At 73.6% G+C, this 21,287-nt stretch carries 15 protein-coding genes and 5 tRNA genes; 12 read left to right on the top strand and 8 right to left on the bottom strand.

What is annotated here, in order from left to right; translation table 11 throughout:
- Positions 1-120: 120 nt before the first annotated feature.
- The gene (locus AB0N84_RS09705; RefSeq protein WP_069710925.1) at positions 121-825 is read left to right on the top strand and encodes an SDR family oxidoreductase; all 705 of its coding nucleotides are present in this window, start codon (positions 121-123) and stop codon (positions 823-825) included.
- A gap of 291 nt (positions 826-1,116) precedes the next feature.
- Here the strand turns inward: AB0N84_RS09705 and AB0N84_RS09700 are convergent, their stop codons facing one another.
- Positions 1,117-2,238: a glycosyltransferase family 9 protein gene (locus AB0N84_RS09700; protein WP_363545632.1), complete on the bottom strand. Its 1,122-nt coding sequence runs from the start codon at positions 2,236-2,238 to the stop codon at positions 1,117-1,119.
- 146 nt (positions 2,239-2,384) lie between these two features.
- Here AB0N84_RS09700 and AB0N84_RS09695 point away from each other — a divergent pair, with 146 nt between their 5' ends.
- From AB0N84_RS09695 to AB0N84_RS09685, 3 genes are read left to right on the top strand one after another with little or no spacing between them, the layout of a single operon-like run.
- Positions 2,385-3,821 (top strand): aldehyde dehydrogenase family protein, encoded by a 1,437-nt coding sequence (locus AB0N84_RS09695; RefSeq protein WP_353062984.1) that lies wholly within the window; start codon positions 2,385-2,387, stop codon positions 3,819-3,821.
- Positions 3,818-5,374: a D-glycero-beta-D-manno-heptose 1-phosphate adenylyltransferase gene (gene rfaE2, locus AB0N84_RS09690; RefSeq protein ID WP_363545629.1), complete on the top strand. Its 1,557-nt coding sequence runs from the start codon at positions 3,818-3,820 to the stop codon at positions 5,372-5,374. Before AB0N84_RS09695 ends, rfaE2 begins: the two co-directional genes overlap by 4 nt.
- Complete coding sequence (locus tag AB0N84_RS09685; RefSeq protein WP_363545626.1) at positions 5,371-6,261, top strand: glycosyltransferase; 891 nt, start codon at positions 5,371-5,373, stop codon at positions 6,259-6,261. Before rfaE2 ends, AB0N84_RS09685 begins: the two co-directional genes overlap by 4 nt.
- A gap of 94 nt (positions 6,262-6,355) precedes the next feature.
- Here AB0N84_RS09685 and phoA read toward each other — a convergent pair whose 3' ends face one another.
- Positions 6,356-8,047 carry an alkaline phosphatase gene (phoA, locus tag AB0N84_RS09680; protein WP_069710927.1) on the bottom strand — a complete coding sequence of 564 codons (1,692 nt, stop codon included), beginning with the start codon at positions 8,045-8,047 and terminating at the stop codon, positions 6,356-6,358.
- 232 nt (positions 8,048-8,279) lie between these two features.
- On the opposite strand from phoA, the gene AB0N84_RS09675 reads away from it, so the two are divergent.
- Complete coding sequence (locus tag AB0N84_RS09675) at positions 8,280-8,873, top strand: molybdopterin-dependent oxidoreductase (RefSeq protein ID WP_182047483.1); 594 nt, start codon at positions 8,280-8,282, stop codon at positions 8,871-8,873.
- Entirely contained in the window at positions 8,870-9,667 is a 798-nt protein-coding gene (locus AB0N84_RS09670; RefSeq protein WP_363545622.1) for a ferredoxin reductase, read from the top strand. Before AB0N84_RS09675 ends, AB0N84_RS09670 begins: the two co-directional genes overlap by 4 nt.
- Before the next feature lie 43 nt (positions 9,668-9,710).
- Here AB0N84_RS09670 and AB0N84_RS09665 read toward each other — a convergent pair.
- A tRNA-Gly gene (locus tag AB0N84_RS09665) sits at positions 9,711-9,782 on the bottom strand.
- 280 nt (positions 9,783-10,062) lie between these two features.
- Here AB0N84_RS09665 and AB0N84_RS09660 point away from each other — a divergent pair.
- Positions 10,063-10,269 carry a hypothetical protein gene (locus tag AB0N84_RS09660; RefSeq protein WP_069710929.1) on the top strand — a complete coding sequence of 69 codons (207 nt, stop codon included), beginning with the start codon at positions 10,063-10,065 and terminating at the stop codon, positions 10,267-10,269.
- A gap of 32 nt (positions 10,270-10,301) precedes the next feature.
- Here AB0N84_RS09660 and AB0N84_RS09655 read toward each other — a convergent pair whose 3' ends face one another.
- Positions 10,302-10,823, bottom strand: coding sequence for a hypothetical protein (locus tag AB0N84_RS09655; RefSeq protein WP_182047481.1), 522 nt, complete (start codon positions 10,821-10,823; stop codon positions 10,302-10,304).
- Positions 10,824-10,906: 83 nt separating this feature from the next.
- Positions 10,907-12,181: a fibronectin type III domain-containing protein gene (locus AB0N84_RS09650; protein ID WP_363545618.1), complete on the bottom strand. Its 1,275-nt coding sequence runs from the start codon at positions 12,179-12,181 to the stop codon at positions 10,907-10,909.
- 238 nt (positions 12,182-12,419) lie between these two features.
- Here AB0N84_RS09650 and AB0N84_RS09645 point away from each other — a divergent pair, with 238 nt between their 5' ends.
- Positions 12,420-14,273 (top strand): family 43 glycosylhydrolase, encoded by a 1,854-nt coding sequence (locus AB0N84_RS09645; RefSeq protein ID WP_363545615.1) that lies wholly within the window; start codon positions 12,420-12,422, stop codon positions 14,271-14,273.
- Between the two features lie 64 nt (positions 14,274-14,337).
- Here AB0N84_RS09645 and AB0N84_RS09640 read toward each other — a convergent pair.
- From AB0N84_RS09640 to AB0N84_RS09630, 3 genes are all read right to left on the bottom strand, one after another.
- Positions 14,338-14,412: transfer RNA gene (locus AB0N84_RS09640), tRNA-Val, on the bottom strand.
- 15 nt (positions 14,413-14,427) lie between these two features.
- A tRNA-Cys gene (locus AB0N84_RS09635) sits at positions 14,428-14,501 on the bottom strand.
- A gap of 82 nt (positions 14,502-14,583) precedes the next feature.
- Positions 14,584-14,655: transfer RNA gene (locus tag AB0N84_RS09630), tRNA-Gly, on the bottom strand.
- A gap of 458 nt (positions 14,656-15,113) precedes the next feature.
- On the opposite strand from AB0N84_RS09630, the gene AB0N84_RS09625 reads away from it, so the two are divergent.
- The 4 genes from AB0N84_RS09625 (at position 15,114) to AB0N84_RS09610 (ending at position 20,949) form a co-directional block, all read left to right on the top strand.
- A tRNA-Val gene (locus AB0N84_RS09625) sits at positions 15,114-15,186 on the top strand.
- A gap of 98 nt (positions 15,187-15,284) precedes the next feature.
- Positions 15,285-16,802, top strand: a complete 1,518-nt coding sequence (locus AB0N84_RS09620; protein WP_363545612.1) for a DUF3375 domain-containing protein — start codon at positions 15,285-15,287, stop codon at positions 16,800-16,802.
- Positions 16,799-17,587: a DUF4194 domain-containing protein gene (locus AB0N84_RS09615; RefSeq protein ID WP_363545609.1), complete on the top strand. Its 789-nt coding sequence runs from the start codon at positions 16,799-16,801 to the stop codon at positions 17,585-17,587. The genes AB0N84_RS09620 and AB0N84_RS09615 overlap by 4 nt, the downstream gene beginning before the upstream one ends.
- Positions 17,584-20,949, top strand: coding sequence for an SbcC/MukB-like Walker B domain-containing protein (locus AB0N84_RS09610; protein ID WP_363545606.1), 3,366 nt, complete (start codon positions 17,584-17,586; stop codon positions 20,947-20,949). Before AB0N84_RS09615 ends, AB0N84_RS09610 begins: the two co-directional genes overlap by 4 nt.
- The last annotated feature ends 338 nt before the right edge of the window (positions 20,950-21,287 follow it).

The raw sequence follows: 21,287 nt of genomic DNA, 5'->3' as shown, positions 1-21,287 counted from the left end.
CAGGAAGCCTCCCGTCCGTCGGCAGCCCCGCCCCGCGCCTCCCGTCCGACGCCCGTCACCACGAACGTCCCGTCGGCACCGCCGACGGACCGGCAACACGCCACTCCCGGAAGGAAGTCCATGCCCGTCCCCACCACCCCCATCGGCCGCGTCCTCGTCACCGGCGGTGCCTCGGGTCTCGGCGCGGCGGTCGTCGCCGCCGTCGCCGAGGCCGGCGGCACCCCGATCGTCCTCGACCTGCGCGTCGACGCCGTGCCGGAGGGCACCGACGCCGTCGCCGTGGACGTCACGGACACCGAGGCGACCGAGCGCGCCGTCCGCGAGGCGGCGGAGCGCCACGGCGGCCTCGACGCGGTCGTCACCGCGGCCGGCATCGACACCCCGGCCCCGATCGGTGCCATCTCGTCCGGCGACTGGGAGCGGATCGTCGGCGTGAACCTGCTCGGCACCGCCGCCGTCGTGCGGGCCGCGCTGCCCGCCCTCGAGGCGACGCACGGCCGGGTCGTCACGATCTCGTCGTCGCTCGCCCTGCGCGGCGTCGGCGACGGCACCGCGTACTCGGCGTCGAAGTTCGGCGTCCGCGGCTTCTCGCAGGCACTCGCGGCGGAGACCGCCGGCCGCATCGGCGTGACGAACATCATCCCCGCCGGCATGCGCACCGCGTTCTTCGAGGGGCGCACCGAGCAGTACAAGCCGGGCCCGGACGCGCAGCTCATCGAGCCGGAGTACGTGGCGAACTCGATCCTGTTCGCGCTGTCGCAGCCGGCCGGCTGCGAGATCCGCGAGATGTCGATCATGCCCGCGACGGAGCCGAGCTGGCCGTAGGCGCTCGCCGGTAGGTCGACGGGAGGCGCGGTGCCGGACGGCACCGTGCCTCCCGTCGTCCGTGGGCCGTGCGCCCGGTGAGCGGCGCGCGCGGACCGGTCTGCGGGGGTTCCAGAATCCTGCGCTCTCGGCGTCACCACGCCCCGCTCCTGGAACCTCGGTGGACGCGAGCGGGGTGTCGTGGGACCCCGGCATCCGGCACGCGGGCACGTCGGCGCGAGCGTTCACTGCCGATCGAGTGCGGTCGAGGAGCCCCCACCGACGCCGGCGCCGCCCGCGCGCGGACCGACCTCAGCCCGCCGGCGTGACGACCCGGTCGCGCGGACGCACCGTGGCGAGCAGGTCCGCCACGTCCGCGAGCACCGCCTCGGGCTGGACCTCGTCGACGTACGAGGGGTCGTGCTCGCAGCGCTCCGCGGTCCACCCGACCTGCGTGACGTCGACGCCGCACACCGGGCAGCGGGTGACGAAGGACATGTGCACGCGGTGGCGCCCGCGATCGACCGGTCCGGCGTTGACGACGTTCCCGAACCAGAACACCCCGACTGTCGGCGTCCCGACCGCGACCGCGAGGTGCCGCGGCCCGGAGTCGTCGCCGACCACGACGTCCGCCGCCGCGAGCACCGTCGGCAGGTCCGCCAGGGGCAGCGCGTCGGTGAGGTCGTGCAGGCGCTCGTGCAGCGCCGTGGGCACCGCCCCGAGGATCGCCTGCGACGCGGGCACGTCGGTCGCGTCGCCGACGAGCACGACGTCGTCGCCGGCATCGAGCCGTGCCGAGACGACCGCGGCGAAGCGCTCGGGACTCCAGCGGCGACGCGGGTCGGTCGCGCCCGGGTGCACCGCGAGCAGTCGCCCGGTCACGCCGAGCCGGTCGCGGACGGCCCGGCGTTCCTCGGCGGTGACGTGCAACCGCGGGTCGAGCGTGACCGGGGCGGCACCGGCGAGCGAGGCGACCTCGAGCCCGCGGACGACCTCGTGCTGGTAGTAGACGTAGCGGACCCACCGCTCGAGGACCTCGGCGTCCTCGGTGGCCGTGCCCACGGTGTGCCGGGCGCCGAGCCGCAGCAGGAACGGGTTCGAGTTCCGGCCGCCGCCGTGCAGCTGCACCGCGAGGTCGAAGCGGCCGCGCAGCCGCTGCTCGAAGTCCTCGAGCGTCGGGGCCCCCTCGCCGCCGTCACGCACCCCGGGCACGACCGGCAGCTCCTCGAACGCGTGCACGGCGTCCGTGCGCCCGCGCAGCACCGCCGGGGCCGTCGGACCGCCGAGCAGCGTGATGCGCGCGTCGGGGTACGCGGCGTGCAGCGCCTCGAGCGCGGGGACCGCGAACATCAGGTCCCCCAGCCCGCCGCCGCGGAGCACCGCGATCTCCCGGACGTCGTCGAAGCGTTCTCCACCGTTGCCGATCAGTTGCACCACACCCGTCTACCGGAGCGCTGCCGAGAGGAGCCGGAGCAGTGCCACCGTGGGCGCGGCTGTGTGCGCTCCACGGACGAGCGACCGGGAAACCGGGGCAGCGCTCAGGATCGTCCGAGGAACGTGGAGGAACTGCCCGTACATCCGTGAAGGACACCATGACGCTCGCCTCCCCGTCCCCCACCGCGACCGACGCCGACCACCTGGTGGTCACCGACCCCGTCGACGGCTCGATCGCCACGACGACGCCGCGCTCGACGCCGGAGGACGTGGAGAACGCCGTCGCGCGCGCCCGTGCGGCCGCTCCCGCGTGGGCACGCACGGCACCGGCGGAGCGCGGCGCCCTGCTGCACGCCGCCGCGGCCCACCTCCGGGCGCACGCCCAGGAGCTCGCCGACCTGAACACCCGCGAGACCGGGAAGGTGCCCGGCGACGCGCTGGGCGGCGTGGAGGCCGGCATCGGGACGCTCGTGCAGTACGCCGAGCTCGGCCCGGTCCACCGCGGCGAGGCGCTCCGCGGGCAGTTCGGTGCCGCCGACTGGTCGGTGCCGCACCCCCGCGGCGTCGTCCTGGCGCTGACGCCCTGGAACGACCCGGTGGCCGTGGCACTCGGCATCCTCGGTGCAGCGATCGTCACGGGCAACACCGTCGTGCACAAGGGCAGCGAGCGCTGCCCCGGCACGATCGCCCGGCTGAACGCGCTGCTCGCCGAGGTCCTGCCCGACGGCGTCCTCGTGGGTGTGGACGGTGACGCGAGCACCGGCGAGGCGCTGCTGCAGCAGGACGGCATCGACGTCTACGCACACGTCGGCTCGACCGCGACCGGCGACCGCCTGACCGAGGTCGCCGCCACGACCCGCGCCCACGTCATCCGTGAGAACGGCGGCAACGACGCGGTCGTCGTCGACGCGGACGTCGACCCGACCTGGGCCGCGGCGCAGGTCGCCCTCGGGGCCTTCGCGAACACCGGGCAGATCTGCACGAGCGTCGAGCGGGTCTACGTGCACCGCGACCTCGCCGAGGAGTTCACCGCCGCGCTCGTCGCCGAGGCGGAGCGTCGGACGGCCTCCCCCGCGGCCGAGTTCGGCCCGCTCGTCGACGACCGCCTCCGCCGCACCGTCCAGTCGCACGTCGACGACGCCGTGCAGCGCGGTGCGACGGTCCGGACCGGCGGTGTCACCCCCGGCGGCACCGGGACGTTCTACCCGGCGACCGTCCTCACCGACTGCGCGGACGAGATGCTCGTGATGACCGAGGAGACCTTCGGCCCGATCGCCCCGGTCCGGGTCGTCGAGTCGTTCGACGAGGGGCTCCGCCTGGCCGCGGCCGACCGCTACGGCCTCGCCGCGACCGTCCTGACCGGCGACACGGGCAACGCCCTGCGTGCCGCCGCGGAACTGCCCGTCGGCACCGTCAAGGTGAACGCCGTCTTCGGCGGAGCACCCGGCGGCAGCGCCCAGCCCCGCGGTGCCTCCGGCGCCGGCTTCGGCTACGGCCCCCACCTGCTCGACGAGATGACCACGACCACGGTCGTGCACCTCGAGCCCGCGCCCGCCCGCACCACCTCCGGAGGCACCCGATGACCGCCGACGTCCGCCTGGTCCGTGACCTCGTCGCCACCGTCGACGACCGCGAGCCCCTCGTGGTCGTCATCGGCGACTGCATCCTCGACCGCTGGACCGTCGGCGAGGCCGAGCGCGTCTCGCGCGAGGCCCCCGCTCCCGTCGTCCGCGTCACCGAGACCATCGCGGTCCCCGGTGGTGCGGCGAACACCGCGGTGAACGCCCGTGCCCTCGGCGCCCGCGTCCGCATGGTCGGGCTGATCGGTGACGACGAGTCGGGCCGCGTCCTCCGCGAGCGGCTCGAGACCGCCGGCGTCGACACGACGTACCTGGTCGAGGTCCCCGGCGCGCGCACGACGACCAAGTCCCGCGTCGTCGGCGGCGACCGCGTCGTCGTCCGCGTGGACGAGCTCGCCGCGACGCCGGACGCCCACGCCGGGGCCCGGCTCGCCGGGGCCGTCGCGCGTGCCGTCCGCACGGCCGACGCCGCCGTGGTCTGCGACTACGACCTCGGCGTCCAGCCGGAGGACGTCGTCCCGGTGCTCGACCGCGACCGTCCCAGCGCGGTCGTGGTCGACGCGCACGACCTGACCCGGTGGGCGGACCTGCACCCGGACCTCGTGACGCCGAACTCCGGCGAGACCGCGGGTCTGCTCGGCCGTGACCTCGGCGCCGGCTCTGCCCGCGTCCCGGTCGTCGTCGACGCCCGCGACGAGGTGCTCGCCCGCAGCGGCGCCCGCGCCGCGGTGGTCACGCTCGACCGTGACGGCACCGTCCTGCTCGAGCGCGGCGCGGACCAGGCCTTCCGCACGCGCGCGACGCCCGCGTCGGAGCAGCAGGCGTCCGGCGCCGGTGACACGTTCTGCGCCGCGGCGACCGTCGCCCTCGCCGTCCGGGCGCCGCTCCGGGACGCGATCGCCGTCGCCCAGGCAGCTGCCGACGTCGTCGTCCGCGAGGCCGGCACCTCCGTCTGCACGGCCGCCGCACTCGTCGAGTCGGTGACCGCACCGGCCGCGACCGTCGTCGACCACGACGACCTCGCCACCGCGGTCGAGGCCGCACGGGCGGCCGGTCGGCGCGTGGTCTTCACGAACGGCTGCTTCGACGTCGTGCACCGCGGCCACACCACCTACCTCCGGCAGGCGCGTGAGCTCGGGGACCTGCTCGTCGTCGCCCTGAACGACGACGACTCGGTCCGCCGGCTGAAGGGTCCGGAGCGTCCGATCAACACCGCGGAGGACCGTGCCGGCGTGCTGGCCGCCCTCGCGTGCGTCGACCTGGTGACGGTCTTCGCGACGGACACCCCGATCCCGCTCATCGAGCGCCTGCGGCCCGAGGTCTACGTCAAGGGCGGCGACTACTCGCCGGAGATGCTGCAGGAGACCGGGGTCGTCCGTGCCTACGGCGGCGAGGTCGTCATGGTCGACTACGTGCCGGAGCACTCGACCACCGCCGTGGTCCGACGCATCCGCGAGGCAGCAGCGGCCACCGCGGCAGCGGCTGCTGCGGACGCCGGGACGGACGGCGCCGCGGTCGACACCGCCCCGGCCACCGAACCCGACCCGGCGCCGTGACCGTGGCGCGCTGGTCGGGCGCCTGGGGCCGTCCGGTCGCGGACGACGCGACGACGGCCGAGGTCGACGTCCTCGTCCCCACGGTCGGCCGCCCGGCGGAGCTCGCGACGACGCTCGCCGGACTCGCCGCGCAGACGGACGTCGCCTTCCGGCTCGTGCTGAGCGACCAGTCCGCGGGTCAGGACGCCGCCACCGTGCCGGCGGTCGCCGCCATGCTGCGCGTCCTGGAGGCACAGGGCCGCTCCGTCGTGCTGCTCGCGCACCCGGAACGGCGCGGCCTGGCGGAGCACCGGCAGCACCTGCTCGACCACGCCACCGCCCCCGCGGTGCTGTACCTCGACGACGACGTCTGGCTCGAGCCGGGCACCGTCCGTCGCATGCTCGACGCCCTGCGCGACCTGGGGTGCGGCTTCGTCGGGAGCGCCGTGCAGGGCCTGTCGTACCTGCAGGACCGACGTCCGCACGAGACCGCCGTGTACGAGCCCTGGGACGGCCCCGTCGTGCCCGAGGTGGTCCGCCGCGGGACCCCCGCGTTCGACCGGCTGTCGCTGCACAACGCGGCGAACCCGGCGCACGTCGCGGCCGGGCTCGACGTCGAACCGGGCGGCTGGGTCCCCTACCGCGTGGCGTGGGTCGGAGCGTGCGTGCTCTACGACCGGGAGGCGCTCGAGACCGTCGGCGGCTTCGGCTTCTGGCCGGTGCTCCCGCCCGAGCACTCGGGCGAGGACGTCGTCGCGCAGTGGCGGGTCATGGAGCGCTTCGGCGGTGCCGGGATCCTGCCGTCCGGCGCGGTGCACCTCGAGAGTCCGACGACCGTGACCGACCGCCGGGTGGACGCCCCGGACGTCCTGTTCGACGACCACGAGCCGTCCACGCACCGCTCCTGACCGGGCGCGCCTCCGCAGAACACAACCCCGGCGGTTCCCCGCAGCGCCGTTCCGCTGCGAGCAACCGCCGGGGTTGCGTGTTGCGAGGGGGACGTCAGCGCACGCGGACCTGCGCGGTGGCCTGACGACCGGTCTGCACACCGGTGAACGTCACCGTCGTGCTGCCCCGCTCGGCCTTCCACTGCACCGACGCTCGTCCGTCGACCAGGTCGAGCGTGCCGAGGTCGGTGTTCCCCGCCTGCACCCGGACCTGCCGGTCGCCGGCGAACCGGCTCGCGGTGAACGTGACCCGCTCCCCGCGGTGCGGCGACCGGTCGGACACGTCCACCCGGGCACCACGGCTCAGCGCGGCGACGTCCTCCGACAGGCGCAGTCCGTCGCGGATGGTGGAGAACGTGTCGGTCTGGTCGGAGAGTCCGACCACGTTCGCCGCCCCCGGGCCGTAGGCCGCGATGCGGACCTGCGTGCCGGTGTGCTGCTGCGAGGACCCGGCACCCGCCGTGCCGTAGGACACCTTCATCGTGGTGCCGTCGGCGGTGCGGAGCGCGGTCGACAGCGAGGTCGGCGGCGTGTTGTCGACGATCTGGCTCGAGTGGGCGTGGTCGGCGGTGGCGATGACGAGCGTGTTGCCGTCCTGCTTCGCGAACGCCAGGGCGGCCTGCACGGCCTCGTCGAAGTCGATCGTCTCGCCGATCTGGCCGCACGCGTCGGCCGCGTGGTCCTGCTTGTCGATGCTCGCGCCCTCGACCTGCAGGAAGAAGCCCTTGCCGGACTTCCCGCGGCCACGGTCGAGCAGCTGGATCGACTTGTTCGTCAGCGACTGCAGCGAGAGCCCCGTCGACAGGCGCGCCGGGTTCGCCGTGCAGGTCACCGGAGCCTGGTCCGCACCGCCGACGGTGGCCGTGGTCGGCGCGTACCGGGTCGGGAAGTTGCCCGGCGTGAAGAGCCCGAGGAGCGGCTTCGACTGGTCGGCGGCACGCACGCCCGCGAGCCCCGCAGCGTCGGACACGACCTGGTAGCCGCGCTGCTGCGCCTGCGAGACGAGCGTGTCGCCCTGCCACTGGCCGGCCTTCGCGGTCTGCTGGAAGCTCGCCGAGCCGCCGCCGAGGGTCACGTCGGGGCGGGCGTTCAGCAGCTGCTCGCTGATCGAGCCGAGGCCGCCGTTCTGCAGGGCGTCGCTGCCGCAGGAGGCGGTGTCCGGGCCGTAGCAGGAGCGGGCGCCGACGTGCGCGACCTGGACCGCCGGGGTGGCATCCTGGATCTCGGCGGTGGAGACGTCGCCGGTGCGCAGGCCGTTCGCCTTCGCGAGCTCGAGCAGCGTCTGCTGGGGCTTCCCGTCCACGTCGACGGAGATCGCCCCGTCGTAGGTCTTCGTCCCGGTCGCCCAGGCGCTGCCGGAGGCTGCCGAGTCGGTGACGTAGTCGGGCTTGCCCTTGTCCGCGCCGTCCTTCACGACGGAGTAGGTCGTGTAGGAGCCCGTGAGCGGCAGTGCGTCGAGTCCGGGCAGGCGACCGGCGGCGCCGTACTGGTAGTTCCGGGCGATCGTGATCTCGGAGTCGCCCATCCCGTCGCCGATGAGCAGGATGACGTTCTTCGCGCCGGCGCGCTGGATCGCCTGCTGGACGGTGCGGGTCTGGTCGCCCTGGTGCCGCTGCGCGCCGCCGTGCTGGCTGAGCGCGAGCTGACCGACGGCCTCGGCCCCGGCGGGCACGGCGATGGCGGCTGCGACGAGCGCGGCGCCGAGTGCGAGCGCCCTGCGGCGTCGCTTGGTGGGAGTGGCGTGCATCAGGTGTTCCCCTCGTGATGGCACCCGTTCGGGTGGCATCACGAGGATGACCTGAGCAGCGACTCAGCAGGTGAACGGACGCGGACGCGTCGGTGAACCCTCGCCGCGGACGGGCCGAGACTCCGACGCCGGATGCGGCCACGCGCCTCCCGGCCGCCACCGGCACCCGCGTGACGCGCATCGGTGCCGCACGGCAGGATGGACTGGACCACCCGCGACCACGAGGAGCACCATGGCGACGTTCACCCGAGGGTTCGGCGGCCGACGCGACGACCGCGACGACCCGCGGATCCCACCCGGGCAGACGCTCGTGCGTGACTGGCCCGTGCTCTCCGCGGGCGCCACGCCGGACATCGCGCCGGCGGACTGGAGCTTCTCGATCCGCACCGAGGGCGGGCTGCACACCTGGACCTGGGACGAGGTGCACGCGCTCGGCGTCGAGGACGTGACGGTCGACATCCACTGCGTCACCCACTGGACCAAGCTCGACATGCCGTGGCGCGGCGTCCCGCTCGACCGGCTCTTCGCGCAGGTGGAGACGTCGCTCGACTTCTGCACGGTGCACAGCTTCGGCGGCTACACGACGAACGTGCCGCGCGACGAGCTGCTCGGCGGGCGGTCGTGGATCGCGTTCGAGGCGGACGGCGAGCCGCTGACGCCCGAGCACGGTGGCCCCGCCCGCCTGCTCGTCCCGCACCTGTACTTCTGGAAGAGCGCGAAGTGGGTGCGCGGCATCGTCATGCAGGCCGAGGACGAACCGGGGTTCTGGGAGAACGCCGGCTACAACATGCACGGGGACCCCTGGAAGGAGGAGCGGTACTGGTGAGCGCTCCCTCCCCCGTCGACGGCCGGGAGGCCCGGGTCACCCCGGTCACGCCGGCCCCCGTCCGCAGGCGGCCGGCCTGGCACCCGGCGACGGTCGCCGCCGTGACGCAGGAGACGCCGAACGCGCGCCGCATCGTCCTCGACGTGCCGACCTGGCCCGGCAACGACCCGGGGCAGCACCTGGACCTCCGCCTCACCGCCGAGGACGGCTACCAGGCGTCCCGCTCGTACTCGGTAGCCTCGGCGGGCGAGGGCACGCAGGTGGTCCTCGCGGTCGACCGCGTCGAGGGCGGCGAGGTGTCCCCGTTCCTCGTCGACGCGATCGAGGTGGGCGACGCCGTCGAGGTGCACGGTCCGCTCGGCGGGTGGTTCGTCTGGCTGCCGGGTCGGTCGGATCGGCCGGTGCAGCTCGTCGCCGGGGGCTCGGGCATCGTCCCGCTGCTCCCGATGATCACCGCGCACGCGGAGGCCGACGACCCGACGCCGTTCCGGCTGCTGTACGCGGTCCGGGCCCCGGAGGACGTGTTCTTCCGCGCGGAACTCGACGCGGCGCAGCGTCGGCACGCGCCGCTCGAGGTCACCCACGTGTACAGCCGGCGGGCGCCGGAGGGGTCGGACGCACCCGTGGGGCGCCTGACCCGGGACGCACTCGCACAGGCCGTCCTGCCGCCCGAGGCCGGAGCGCTCGTGTACGTCTGCGGCTCGACGCCGTTCGTCGAGCAGGTGCTGCGGTGGCTCGCGGAGCTCGGGCACGACGTGTCCGACGTGCGGGCCGAACGCTTCGGCGGCGCCTGACGCGACGAAGGCCCCGGTCGGTGACCGGGGCCTTCGTGTTCCGAGCGGATGACGAGATTCGAACTCGCGACCCTCACCTTGGCAAGGTGATGCGCTACCACTGCGCCACATCCGCGTACGGGAACACTCTACCCCGCGATCGGCGTGCTGCGAGGATCCGACGCCGTGCCGGGCGCGTCGCGCAGTACCTCGGCGGCCCGCTCGGCGTGTCGACCGATCCGTTCCGCCGTCGGCTCCGGATGGTTCCTCGGTGCCACGAGCAGCGTCGCCCGCGTACCAGGGGCCACCCACCCCTCGTCCGACCGTCCGCGGTGACCCGAACGCTGCGGGCGGTCGGACGGTCTCCGCCTCCCGGCACCGGCGAGTTCACCGGAGCGGGGAGTTCACTGGGCCGCATGAGCTACGTGCACGACAACCCGGGCGGGACCGAGGCCCACGGCGTCGACCTGATCGACGGCGACTCCCCGGCGGTCCGGATCCTCGTCCACGGTGACCTGCCGACGACGATCGAGCACGAGGGTCGGACCTGGCTCGCGACCGGCGACGCCCACGACGACGGCGACGCGTCGGCTCCCCCGATCGCGATCTACCGGCCCGTCTGATCACGGGCTGACTGCCACCGACGCACGAGCGGTCACACGGGATCGCTGCGCACCGACGCGTCCTGCTCACGCCGGTCGAGCTCGGCCAGCATGACCTCGGTGTTGCGCAGCACGCGCGGGGTCGTGACAGCCGTCGCGACCCCGACACCGACGAAGAAGACCGCGCCGATCCAGAACACCGGTTGGCCGGTGACCGCCAGCCACACCGCGAGTGCGGTCATCGGCACGTAGAACAACGGAGCCGCCCACCGCAGCGGCCGGTACTGCCGACGGTGGTGCGTCAGCGCGCGGCGCCACTCGTCGACGTCGGCGTCGGGCGGGAGGACGCCGCGCCGGACGGATCGTGCGAACCCCGGCCGACGGGCCGCCGCGCCGTACCGGCGGCGGTTCCGTCCGAACCAGAGGCCCATGCCGACCCCGTACAGGGTCCCGACGAACGCCGAGGTGAGCGCCCGCGCCCCGAGGCCGGTCTCCGGCGTGGTGAGGAACGTGGTGCCGAACCACGCGACCGCGAACGCGACCGCCATCACGAGCCCCGCTGTCCACGTTGGCATGCGCTGCATCCACCCCATGGCTTCAGCCTGCCAGGACCACCGTGGTGACCGCTGGCAGGCTGGACCGAGGGACAGCGCGACGGTCAGTGCACGCTGAGCTCGTCGTAGGTGGCGGTGTCGAGCTGCTCGACCGCGCCGCCCGAGGCGGGGACGCGCACGAGCCCGGTGTTCGGGCCGTCCGTCGGCGAGACGAACACGTCACCCGCGCTGTCCGCGGCGGCCTCGGCGTCGGATCCGATGTCGAGCCCGCTGATCGGCACGGTGGTCACGCTCCCGGACGCGGTCCGCTGCCACAGGGAGCTCACCCGCGTGTCCGGGGTGCACGAGCCACTGGCGCGGGACGGCGCGGCGCACCACGTCGTGGTTCGCAGTGCACTGAGGACGTCGGTCCGGGAGAGGGCGACCACACCGTCCGGCTCGAGCAGGCTCGTCAGGGACGACGATCCGGTCGGGGCGACGTCCACCGAGAAGTAGCCGCTCCCGCCCGTCGACCGGTTCCTGATGTAGACGTTCCCGGAGGTGTCGACACCGAGGGCGACCAGGTAGTTGTAGACCCCACCCGGGATGCTCTGCCAGACACCGGACGGGTCGTACACGAGCACGGCCGCACTCTTGGTCTGCGCAGCGAGCCACCCGTTCGGGCTGACTGCCACGACGTCACCCGGTCCCACCGTCCGGGTGGTGGCCGACCCGTGCGGCAGTTCGATGATGGACCACGACTGGGTGAAGAACAGGTCTCCGGCGTCGTCGGCGAGCAGCGCCCGGCCTGCCACCGAGACGCCGGTCGCGACCACCTTGCTGCCGCCGCTCTCGGGGTAGGCGGTGATGGTGTGCCCGTCGGCGCTGGCGACGTAGGCGGTCCCCGCTCCGTCGACGGCGTACCCGGAGCCGGACCCGGTGATCGTCTGCCACGTCCCGCCGGCGACCGGACGCCGGACCAGCGCACCGGCCTCGTTGATCGCGTAGAGCGACTCGACGTGCGCAGCGGGTCGGGTGTACCGGACCGACACCGGAGCGCTCAGCGCGCGACCGCTCTTCGCGCGCACGGTGAACGTGTAGGTCGTCGCCTCCGCGAGGTGTCCGAACCGGGCCGAGAACGTCCGCGGTCCGACGGTCTGAGTGCTGTGGTGTCGGTGTCTCGCCGTCGGCGTCACGGACACGGTGTACCCGGTCACGTGCGCTCGCCGGACCGGCGGACCCGCCGACCAGGTCACGGTGGCGGAGTCGTCCTGACCGGTGACCGTCACGTGCGCGGGCGCTGACGGCTGCGAGGGCGCTGCGTCCGCCGGAGCGGCGGTCGTCAGCACGGCGACGGCGATGAACGCGGTCGCGACGGCGAGCAGAGTGGGTCGTTGCATGGTCTCCCCGATGGTCGGTGCTCGACCTCCGTCGGTCGTGCCCGGGACGAGGGTGGCACCAGGACCGGCTCGACGGAACACCCCGGAGGCATCCGTACGGAACACCGCAAGCGCCCGGCACCGTGCGGTCGGCGTCCGACCGGACGATCCGTCGGTACCGTCCGACGGCGCGCGGCGTACGCTCGCGCACATCAGCACGCTCCTCGACGACGAGAGCAGGTCACCCGTGCGCCGACCCATGCAAGCGATCCTCACCGTCGCGACGGTCGCGGCGCTCGCCGCCACGTTCCTCCAGGCCGGTGCCGTCACCGCACCCGCGGTGGCGGCCAGCACGACGTCGGCACGTGGTCCAGCCGCGCCGGACCACCAGAACCCCATGACGCTGTCGCTGCCGGACGGCCAGACCGCCGCGAGCTGCGCCGACCCGACCGTCGTCCACGGCGTGGGGCGCGACCGGAACTGGTACCTCTACTGCACCACCGACGCGCTGACCGCGACGGACAAGAACCCGGACGGATCGCTCGTCCAGCACGTCGTCCCCACGTACCGCTCGACGGACCTGTCCCACTGGACGTACGTCGGTGATGCCTTCACCACGAAGCCGGCGTGGGTCGGGGACGCGAACGGCGTCTGGGCACCCGACGTGGTGTACCGCAACGGCCGCTGGTACCTGTACTACGCGGCGTCGGACACCCCGACGGCGACCGCGACCACGGGTGGTGGTTCGGCCGTCGGTGTCGCCACGAGCGCGAGTCCGACCGGACCGTGGACCGACTCGGGCGGCCCCGTCGTCGCCCCGCAGGCCGCGCCGAACGGCACCGGGCAGCGATGGGAGTTCGATCCCGAGGTGATCACCGACCGAGGATCCACGTACCTGTACTTCGGCAGCTACTTCGGCGGGGTGAACGTGCGACGCCTGACCTCGGACGGGCTGCGCTCGGTGCCGTCGAGCGAGCGCGAGATCGCGATCGACAACCGCTACGAGGGCACCTACCTGATGCGCCACGACGGGTGGTGGTACTTCATGGGGTCCGCCACGAACTGCTGCAACGGTGCCCTCACCGGCTACGGCGTCTTCGTCGCCCGGTCCCGCAGCCCGCTCGGTCCCTTCACCGACCGCGACGGTGTCGCGATCACGGCGACCCGGGTCGGCGGCACCCCGCTCCTCGCGCAGAACGGCAACCGCTGGGTCGGCACCGGCCACAACACGGTGGTCACGGACCTGGCCGGTCAGGACTGGATCGTCTACCACGCGGTCGACCGCGACGACCCCTACTACGCCGGACAGGGCACCTACACGAAGCGTCCCGTGCTCATCGACCCCCTCGACTGGGTCGACGGGTGGCCTGTCGTCCGCGGGGGCGCCGGTCCGTCCGACACCGTGCAGCCCGGACCGGTCGCCCAGCGCGGCGAGCGGCCGACCTACCGACCGACCCGTGCTGCGACGGACGTGCCCGGCCGACTGCTGCGCTCGGCGTCGACGTCCTTCGACGGCTCCTCGCTCCCCTCGACGCTCTCCTGGATCCGCGAACCCGACCCGGCCACGTGGACCGTCGGCGGCGGGCAACTGCGCTGGCAGACGCAGGCCGCCGACATCCACCCGCCGACGACACCCCTCGCGTCCGTGCTCGCCGAGCCGGCACCGAGCGGCGACTACGTCGTCGAGACGACGGTCGCGGTGGACACGCCGGCGACCGGCGACGGGGTGAACTACGTGCAGGGCGGGCTCATCGTGTACGGCGACGACGGCAACTACGTCCGTCTCACCTCGAACTCGATCTTCGACACCCGGCAGACCGAGTTCGGCAAGCAGGTCTCGCCGCAGCCCGCCGGGTCGCCGACCTACGGCAACATGGTGGTCGGACCGGTCGGCGACCGCACCACGCTGCGGATCGTGCACCGCGTGGTCGGCGGCCTGCACCAGTACACGGCGTACACGAGCGACGACGGGCGGCACTTCGTCCGGGGTGGCACGTGGACGGCGGACCTCGGGGCGCACCCGCGCATCGGCCTGATCTCGCTCGGCGGTGCCGGGTTCACGAGCACGTTCGACGACCTGCGCGTGAGCACCGTCCGGAGCGTCCACCGCTGATCCGTGGACCCGCGGCCACGGCCGCAGAAACACGAAGACCCCCGGTCTCCCGGGGGTCTTCTCGTGGTGGGCGATACTGGGATCGAACCAGTGACCTCTTCCGTGTCAGGGAAGCGCGCTACCGCTGCGCCAATCGCCCAGAGGAGTGTGGAACTGGAGGTGGGGACGGGATTCGAACCCGCGTGGACGGCTTTGCAGGCCGCTGCCTAGCCTCTCGGCCACCCCACCATCGAGGTTCACGTCTCCGTGAGTACCCGAACGGTGGGATACCCTCTGGTGAGTCGTGGTCGTCCGAAGACTCCCACACTCGAGCGGATGACGAGATTCGAACTCGCGACCCTCACCTTGGCAAGGTGATGCGCTACCACTGCGCCACATCCGCACTTCGAACGCCCCTTTGATCTTGCCTGGCCGGGCCGCTCTTGTCTGCCCGCTGTCGCGGCGACGAGAAGAACTCTATACGAACCGGGACCCATCCGCCAAAATCCTCCCCGTTCACCGGGCGTGTCCCCCGTGTTCACGCCGATCGGGGCCCGCGGGAGCGCCGGGCGGACGCATGCCGGTGCCCGTTCCTTCCCATGACGGTTGCGATGCCGAGCGGGAACGGGCGTACCTGGTGATCCCGATCGACCAGGTGCGCCCGGACCGACCAGGGACGCCCGCTCCGACCAGGCACCAGGGCCGCCCGCTCCGACCAGGCCGCAGGCACCGGGAACGCCCGCCCCCGACGAACACGGGTCCGTCCCACCCCACCCGAGCGACCGCGCCACACCCGGGGCGCACGCCGTGTTCGGCCGACCGCCCAACGTCCGCTACTATCGACTGGCACGCAAGTGCAGGGGGCGATTGGCGCAGTTGGTAGCGCGCTTCGTTCACACCGAAGAGGTCATCAGTTCGAGTCTGGTATCGCCCACGTGCCCGTTGAGGGCCCGAAGAACACCCAACAGGAGCCCGGCGCCCACGCGTCGGGCTCCTGTTGTTTCTCCGATCACACGCACCACCCAAGGACCCATGACCGACGTCGACCTCGAGTTTTCCCGCGTGCGCGCGGTGCTCGACCGCCCGACCCTCCGGCTAATGTCCCGTCCCACGAGCGCCGCCGTCATCGCCGTGTTCCGGACGGTGTTCGACCGCGACGTGCAGTACGTCCCCGCGGACCGGATGCACCTGCAGGTCGAGGAGCACGTCGCCCGGCTGCAGGCCACGGGTGCCCGGGTCCCGGCGAGCGACCAGGCCGAGGGGGACGTCGACGCGCGTCCGAACGGCCGCGCGCTCTGCCGGGACTGGGTCGCGGCGCAGTGGCTCGTCCGCTCGAACTCCCCCGACGGCGACGAGCAGTACTCGCTGACGAGCCACGCCCTCGAGGCCCTGAGCCTCGTCGACGCCCTGAGCGCCGACCGCGCCCTGATCAGCGAGAGCCGCCTGGCGATGATCGTCGACGCGGTGCACCGGTGGGCCGCCCGCGCCGAACCCGACCCCGAGGTGCAGGTGCGACGGCTCGACGCGCAGATCGCCGAGCTGCAGGCCGAGCGTGACCGACTGGTGCGCGGCGAGGTCGTCGAGGCCGTCGACGACGCCCGGATGCGCGATGGCTACACGAACATCTCGGACCTCATCCGCCAGCTCCCGAGCGACTTCAAGCGCGTCGAGGAGGCGGTCGCGACCATGCACCGCTCCATCGTCGAGGACTTCCGGCAGGAGGTCCGGCCGATCGGCGAGATCCTCGACGACTACCTCGCCCGCACCGACGACCTCATGCAGGCCACGCCCGAGGGCCGCGCCTTCGAGGGGGCCTTCGAGCTGCTGCGCGACGACGCCCTGCTCGTGCGACTCCGCGACGACATCGCCGTGATCCTCGCGCACCCGTTCGCCGAGTCCCTCGCCGCGGGCGAGCGGCGGGCGTTCCGGAACACGGTGAGCATCCTCCGCCAGGGCATCGAGGACGTCCTGGCCCAGCGCCGTCAGCTCACCGCGACCCTCCGCGACCAGATCGTCGCGCACGACGTCGTCCGCGACCGCGAGCTCGAGGCCGTCCTCCGGTCGGTGAACCGCGGGCTGGCGGCCTGGATCGACTCCGGGACCGCCCGCGACCGCGTGCCGCTCGGCCTGCTGCCCGCCACCGCCGAGGTCGGCACGCTCCGCGAGCGGCTCCACGACCCCGACAACGACACGGTGCCGCCGCCGATCGAGGAGCCCGACGACGACGTCTTCGAGGAGCTCGACGTCGAGTCGCTCCGTCGCCACGGTGGCCCGCTGCTCGCCGAGCTCCGAGCGGCGCTCGGCAGCGCCTCGGACAGTGCGTCGGCGTTCCACGCCCTGCCGCCGGAGCAGCGCCGGCCCGTCGAGCTCTTCGGCCTCGCGCACCTGCTCACCGGCAACGACGACTTCGAGACGGCCGCGCACGTCGTGCCGCACCGCACGGTGCGTCCCGACGGCGAGACGGTCACCTTCCACATGCCGGTCGCCGCACTGACCCCCGCGCGGCCGGACGACCAGCACGACGACGACAACGGCCTGGAGGCACGGTGAGCGACACGACGCCGGCTCCCGTCGACGAGACGGACCCCGACACCATCGACGCGGTCCCCGCGGACGGGTTCCGGACGGACGACGTGGACGACGAGCGCGAGGAGCGCGACGAGACCAGCTTCGCCCTCTTCGAGGGCGACGAGGGCCGGCTCGACGAACCGCAGCGGCGTGCCCTGGTCGCGCTCCTGCGTCACACCTACGTCAGTGCGCGGACGCACGCCGACGAGTGGCGCGCGATCACCGACGGCGAGCACCAGCTCCGGTCGCGGCTCAACGACCTGTTCCTCGAGCTGCACGTCGACGGCGACCGCGAGGTCGCGTGGAAGCGCCAGGCCCGCTCGGAGAGCCAGCGCCGCGCGTTCCCGACCCTGCTGCGCGACGTGCCGTACACCCGCGAGGAGACGATCGTCCTCGTCTGGCTGCGCATGCGATTGCGGGCCGACACCCGTCCCGGCCTCGACCAGGTCGTCGTCGACCGGTCGGAGATCCTCGGGCACGTGTCCGGCTTCCTCCCCGCGACCACCGACCGCACCCGCGACGAGGCCCGGGTCGCGAAGGCCGTCGAGCGCCTCGTCACGGCCCGGATCCTCATCCGCACCACCGACCCCGACCGCTTCCGCGTCGCGAGCGTCGTCGAGGTGCTGCTCCCCCTCGAGCAGCTCCGCGAACTCGACCGCTGGCTGACCAGCGCGACCACCGACCGTGGCGAGCCGACCGACGGCGGCGACCCGGGCCTCCCGGCCGACCCGACCGACACCGACGACGAAGGCGAGACGGACGCATGACCGACACCGCGATCGACGGCTCCGTCACCCCCGCGCTCTTCGACACCGTCGCGCAGTGGCGCGCGGAGTCGATGCAGGTCGTCAACTGGGGCGGCTTCCACGGCCACCGGCACGTCGAGCTGTCCGGCACCGCGACCCTCATCTCGGGCGCGTCGGGCACCGGCAAGTCGACGCTCATGGACGCCTACCTCGCCGTCATGATGCCGTCGGACGTGCCCTTCAACGGTGCCTCGAACGACGCGACGACCGGCCGCGCCCGGAGTGCCGACCAGCGCAACCTGCTGACGTACCTGCGGGGCAAGGTCGACACCCGTCGCGACCCCGAGACCGGTGCACTGCGCGACGTGAACCTCCGCGGCGACGACCAGACCACGTGGGGCGCGGTCGCGGTGACCTTCCGCAACGACGACGAGCGGCGCTTCACCGTGCTCCGCGCCTACCTCGTCCCGAAGCGGGCGCGCGGCGTCGGCGACATCCAGATGACGATGGCGACCGTCGACGACACCTTCGACCTGCGCCGGCTCGAGGAGTTCGTGCCGTCGCGGTTCCACCACCTCGAGCTGACCGGCCGGGTGCCGGGGCTCGTCGTGCGCGACACCTACCAGGAGCTCGCGTACACGCTGCAGACGCGGCTCGGCATCGGTGACTCGGGTGGCGGCAACCGGGCGATGCGGCTGCTCGCCCGCATCCAGGCGGGGCAGCACCTGCCCACCGTCGACGCGCTGTACAAGTCGCTCGTGCTCGAGACCCCCGGTACGTACGAGGCCGCCGACCGGGCACTCGCGCACTTCTCCGCGCTCGACGAGGCGTACGAGGCGATGGACACCGAGGAGCGCAAGGTGCGCATCCTCTCGCCCATCGTCGGACTGCACGACGAGATCGCCCGCGCGAAGGCGGCCGCCGACGCCCTCGACGGCATCGCCACGGGTGCCGAGGTGTCGCCGTTCGCGCACTGGACCGCCTCGCGGAAGCGCGCGCTGCTCGACGCCGAGGTCGAGCGGAACGGCCGGGAGCGGACAGCCGCGCGCGCCGACGTCGCCGCGACCGAGGCACGCCACGGCGCACTGGAGGTCGAGCTCCGGGAGGCCGAGGGACGACTCCGCGACCAGGGCGGCAACGCGCTCGCCCAGCTCGAGGACCGGATCGACCGCCGCACGCGCGAGCGGGACGTCGTGGCACGGGCACGTCGGACCTTCGACGAACGCACGGCGACGCTCGACCTGTCGCTCGCCACCGAGGCCGACTTCACGCGGGCGCAGGGCGCGTCGCACGGGTTCCTCGGGGCGTACGTCGCGGCCCGTTCCGAGCTGGACGACCGGCGCGACGCCCTGACCCGCGAGGAGTACCCCCTCCTCGACCGCGAGCGGACCCTCCGGCAGGAGCGCCGGTCGCTCGAGCACCGGCAGGGCGCCATGCCGCTTCCGATGCACGAGGCCCGGCTCGCGATGGCCCGGGCCGCCGGGATCGCCCCGGAGTCACTGCCCTTCGTCGCCGAGCTCCTCGACGTGCTGCCCGCCGAGGAGCAGTGGCGCACCGCGATCGAGTCCGTCCTGGCCCCGGTGGCCCGCACGCTGCTCGTCGACGCCGACCAGCTCTCGGCCTTCAGCGCCGCGATCGACTCGCTCCAGCTGCCCGTGCGGGTGCAGTTCGAGGGCGTGCCGACGGGGCCGCACCTCGACCTCGACGGCGACCCCGCGATGGTGTCCGGCAAGCTCGCGGTCAAGGACTCGCCGTTCAGCACCTGGGTGCGCGAACGCATCGAGTCCGACCGGATCGACGCCCGGTGCGTCGCATCGGCCGCCGAGCTCGGCGGCGAGGGTCGTCGGGTGACGCTGTCGGGCCAGCTCCGCGACGGGCGTCGCGGAGCGCACGGTGACCGGCGGCAGTCGAACGTCATCGGCTTCACCAACGAGGCCCGGGTCGCGTCCGTCGAGCAGGAGCTCGCCGCGATCGCACAGGACCTGACGACGCTCGAGGCCCGCCGCACCGACGTCGCCCAGGACATCGCCGCGCTCGACGCCCTGCGCGCCGCACACCAGCACGTGGTCGACACGACGTGGGACGGCATCGACGTCGTCGGCATCGAGGAGTCCCTCGCCCGGCTCGACGCCGAGCGCCAGGCGCTGCTCGCCGCCGACGACGGCCTCCGCACCCTGCGCGAGTCCGTCGCCCGGCTCCGTCGCTCCCTCGACGAGGCGGCCGACCGCCGCGCGGCCGCACGGCTCAGCGTCACCCGGCTCGAGGAGCGCCACGCCGTGCTCGTCGACGGGCAGGACGCCGCGGCCGAGATCCTGGCGCGCTTCGAGGACACCCCGGAGTCGCTGCCGGACGCCGAGCAGTCGCGGCTGCTCACCGAGACGTTCGCGGAGGTCGGCGCGCCCGACGGCATCGACGGCTTCGACGACGCCACCCGCCGGCTGCGCCGACGGCTCGAGGAACGGCTCGCGCAGGCACTCGACGGCGCCGCGGCGGCGTCCACCGCGCTCACGCTGACGTTCCAGCGCTACCAGGACGCGTGGCCCGACCCGAACCTCGGCACCGGGGTCGCCTCGTACCCGGACTACGCCGCCATCCTCGACCAGATCGTCGCGACGGGCCTCCACGCACGCCGCAGCGAGTGGCGTCGTCGGCTGTCGCAGTGGAGCGGCGAGGACCTCGTGCCGCTCGCCGGTGCCTTCGACCGGGCGGTCGTCGAGATCGAGGAGCGGCTCGAACCGGTCAACGAGATCCTCCGCGAGCTGCCCTTCGGGGCGAACCGGGACCGCCTGAAGATCCAGATCCGCCGGGTCACCCGCGAGGACGTCACCGCCTTCCGCCGGGAGCTCCGGGCGCTCTCGGCCTCGGTCGACACCGAGCTCACCGACGACGTGCTCGAGACCCGGTTCCGCCGGCTCCGGCGCTTCATGGCCGTCATCCGGCCCGAGCCCGGCGCCGCCCGCGGACGCACCACCCAGCGCGACGCCGTGCTCGACGTCCGGCGGCACATGGAGATCACCGCGGTCCGCTACGACACCGAGGGCAACGACCTCGGTGTGTACTCGTCGCTCGGCGACAAGTCCGGCGGGGAGACGCAGGAGCTCGTGGCGTTCATCGTCGGGGCGGCGCTCCGCTACCAGCTCGGCGACGAGACCCGGCCGCGGCCCCGCTTCGCGCCGGTGTTCCTCGACGAGGCGTTCATCAAGGCGGACTCGGAGTTCGCGGGGCGTGCCGTGACGGCGTGGCTCCGGCTCGGGTTCCAGCTCGTGGTGAGTGCCCCGCTCGACAAGGTCACCGCGCTCGAGCCGTCGATGGAGCGCCTGCTGTCGATGCGGAAGCACCCCGAGACGGGCCACTCGTCGATCACGGAGATCGCCCGGGCGTAGGGCGGCGCGGCGCGGCCGGCGGCGAGTCCGAGGTTCCGCAATTGCGGCATCTCGAGGCGCGCCGGACGCAGTCCTGCGACCCCGGCGTCCTGCACGCGGCGAGTCCTGGAACCCCGAGGAGTCGCGCGGCGGTGAGCGCGACCGTCGGCGGGACGGGAGGCGCGGCGCGCTCCCGCCACGAGCCTCCCGTCCGCCGCGTCCACATGCCAGCGCCGAGGTTCCACGATTCCGGCATGTCGGCGCCGGACCGTCCCGTTCCTGAGACCCCCGCGCCACGCACGCGGCGAGTCGACGAACCGCGGCGGCCAGCGGGCAGCATCCGTCACGCTCGGCGCACC

It is taken from the genome of Curtobacterium sp. NPDC089185 (genome assembly GCF_040685235.1).
Taxonomy (GTDB): domain Bacteria; phylum Actinomycetota; class Actinomycetes; order Actinomycetales; family Microbacteriaceae; genus Curtobacterium; species Curtobacterium citri.
The sequence above is the reverse complement of the archived record's forward strand: the minus strand, read 5'-3'. Positions and strand labels throughout refer to the sequence as shown.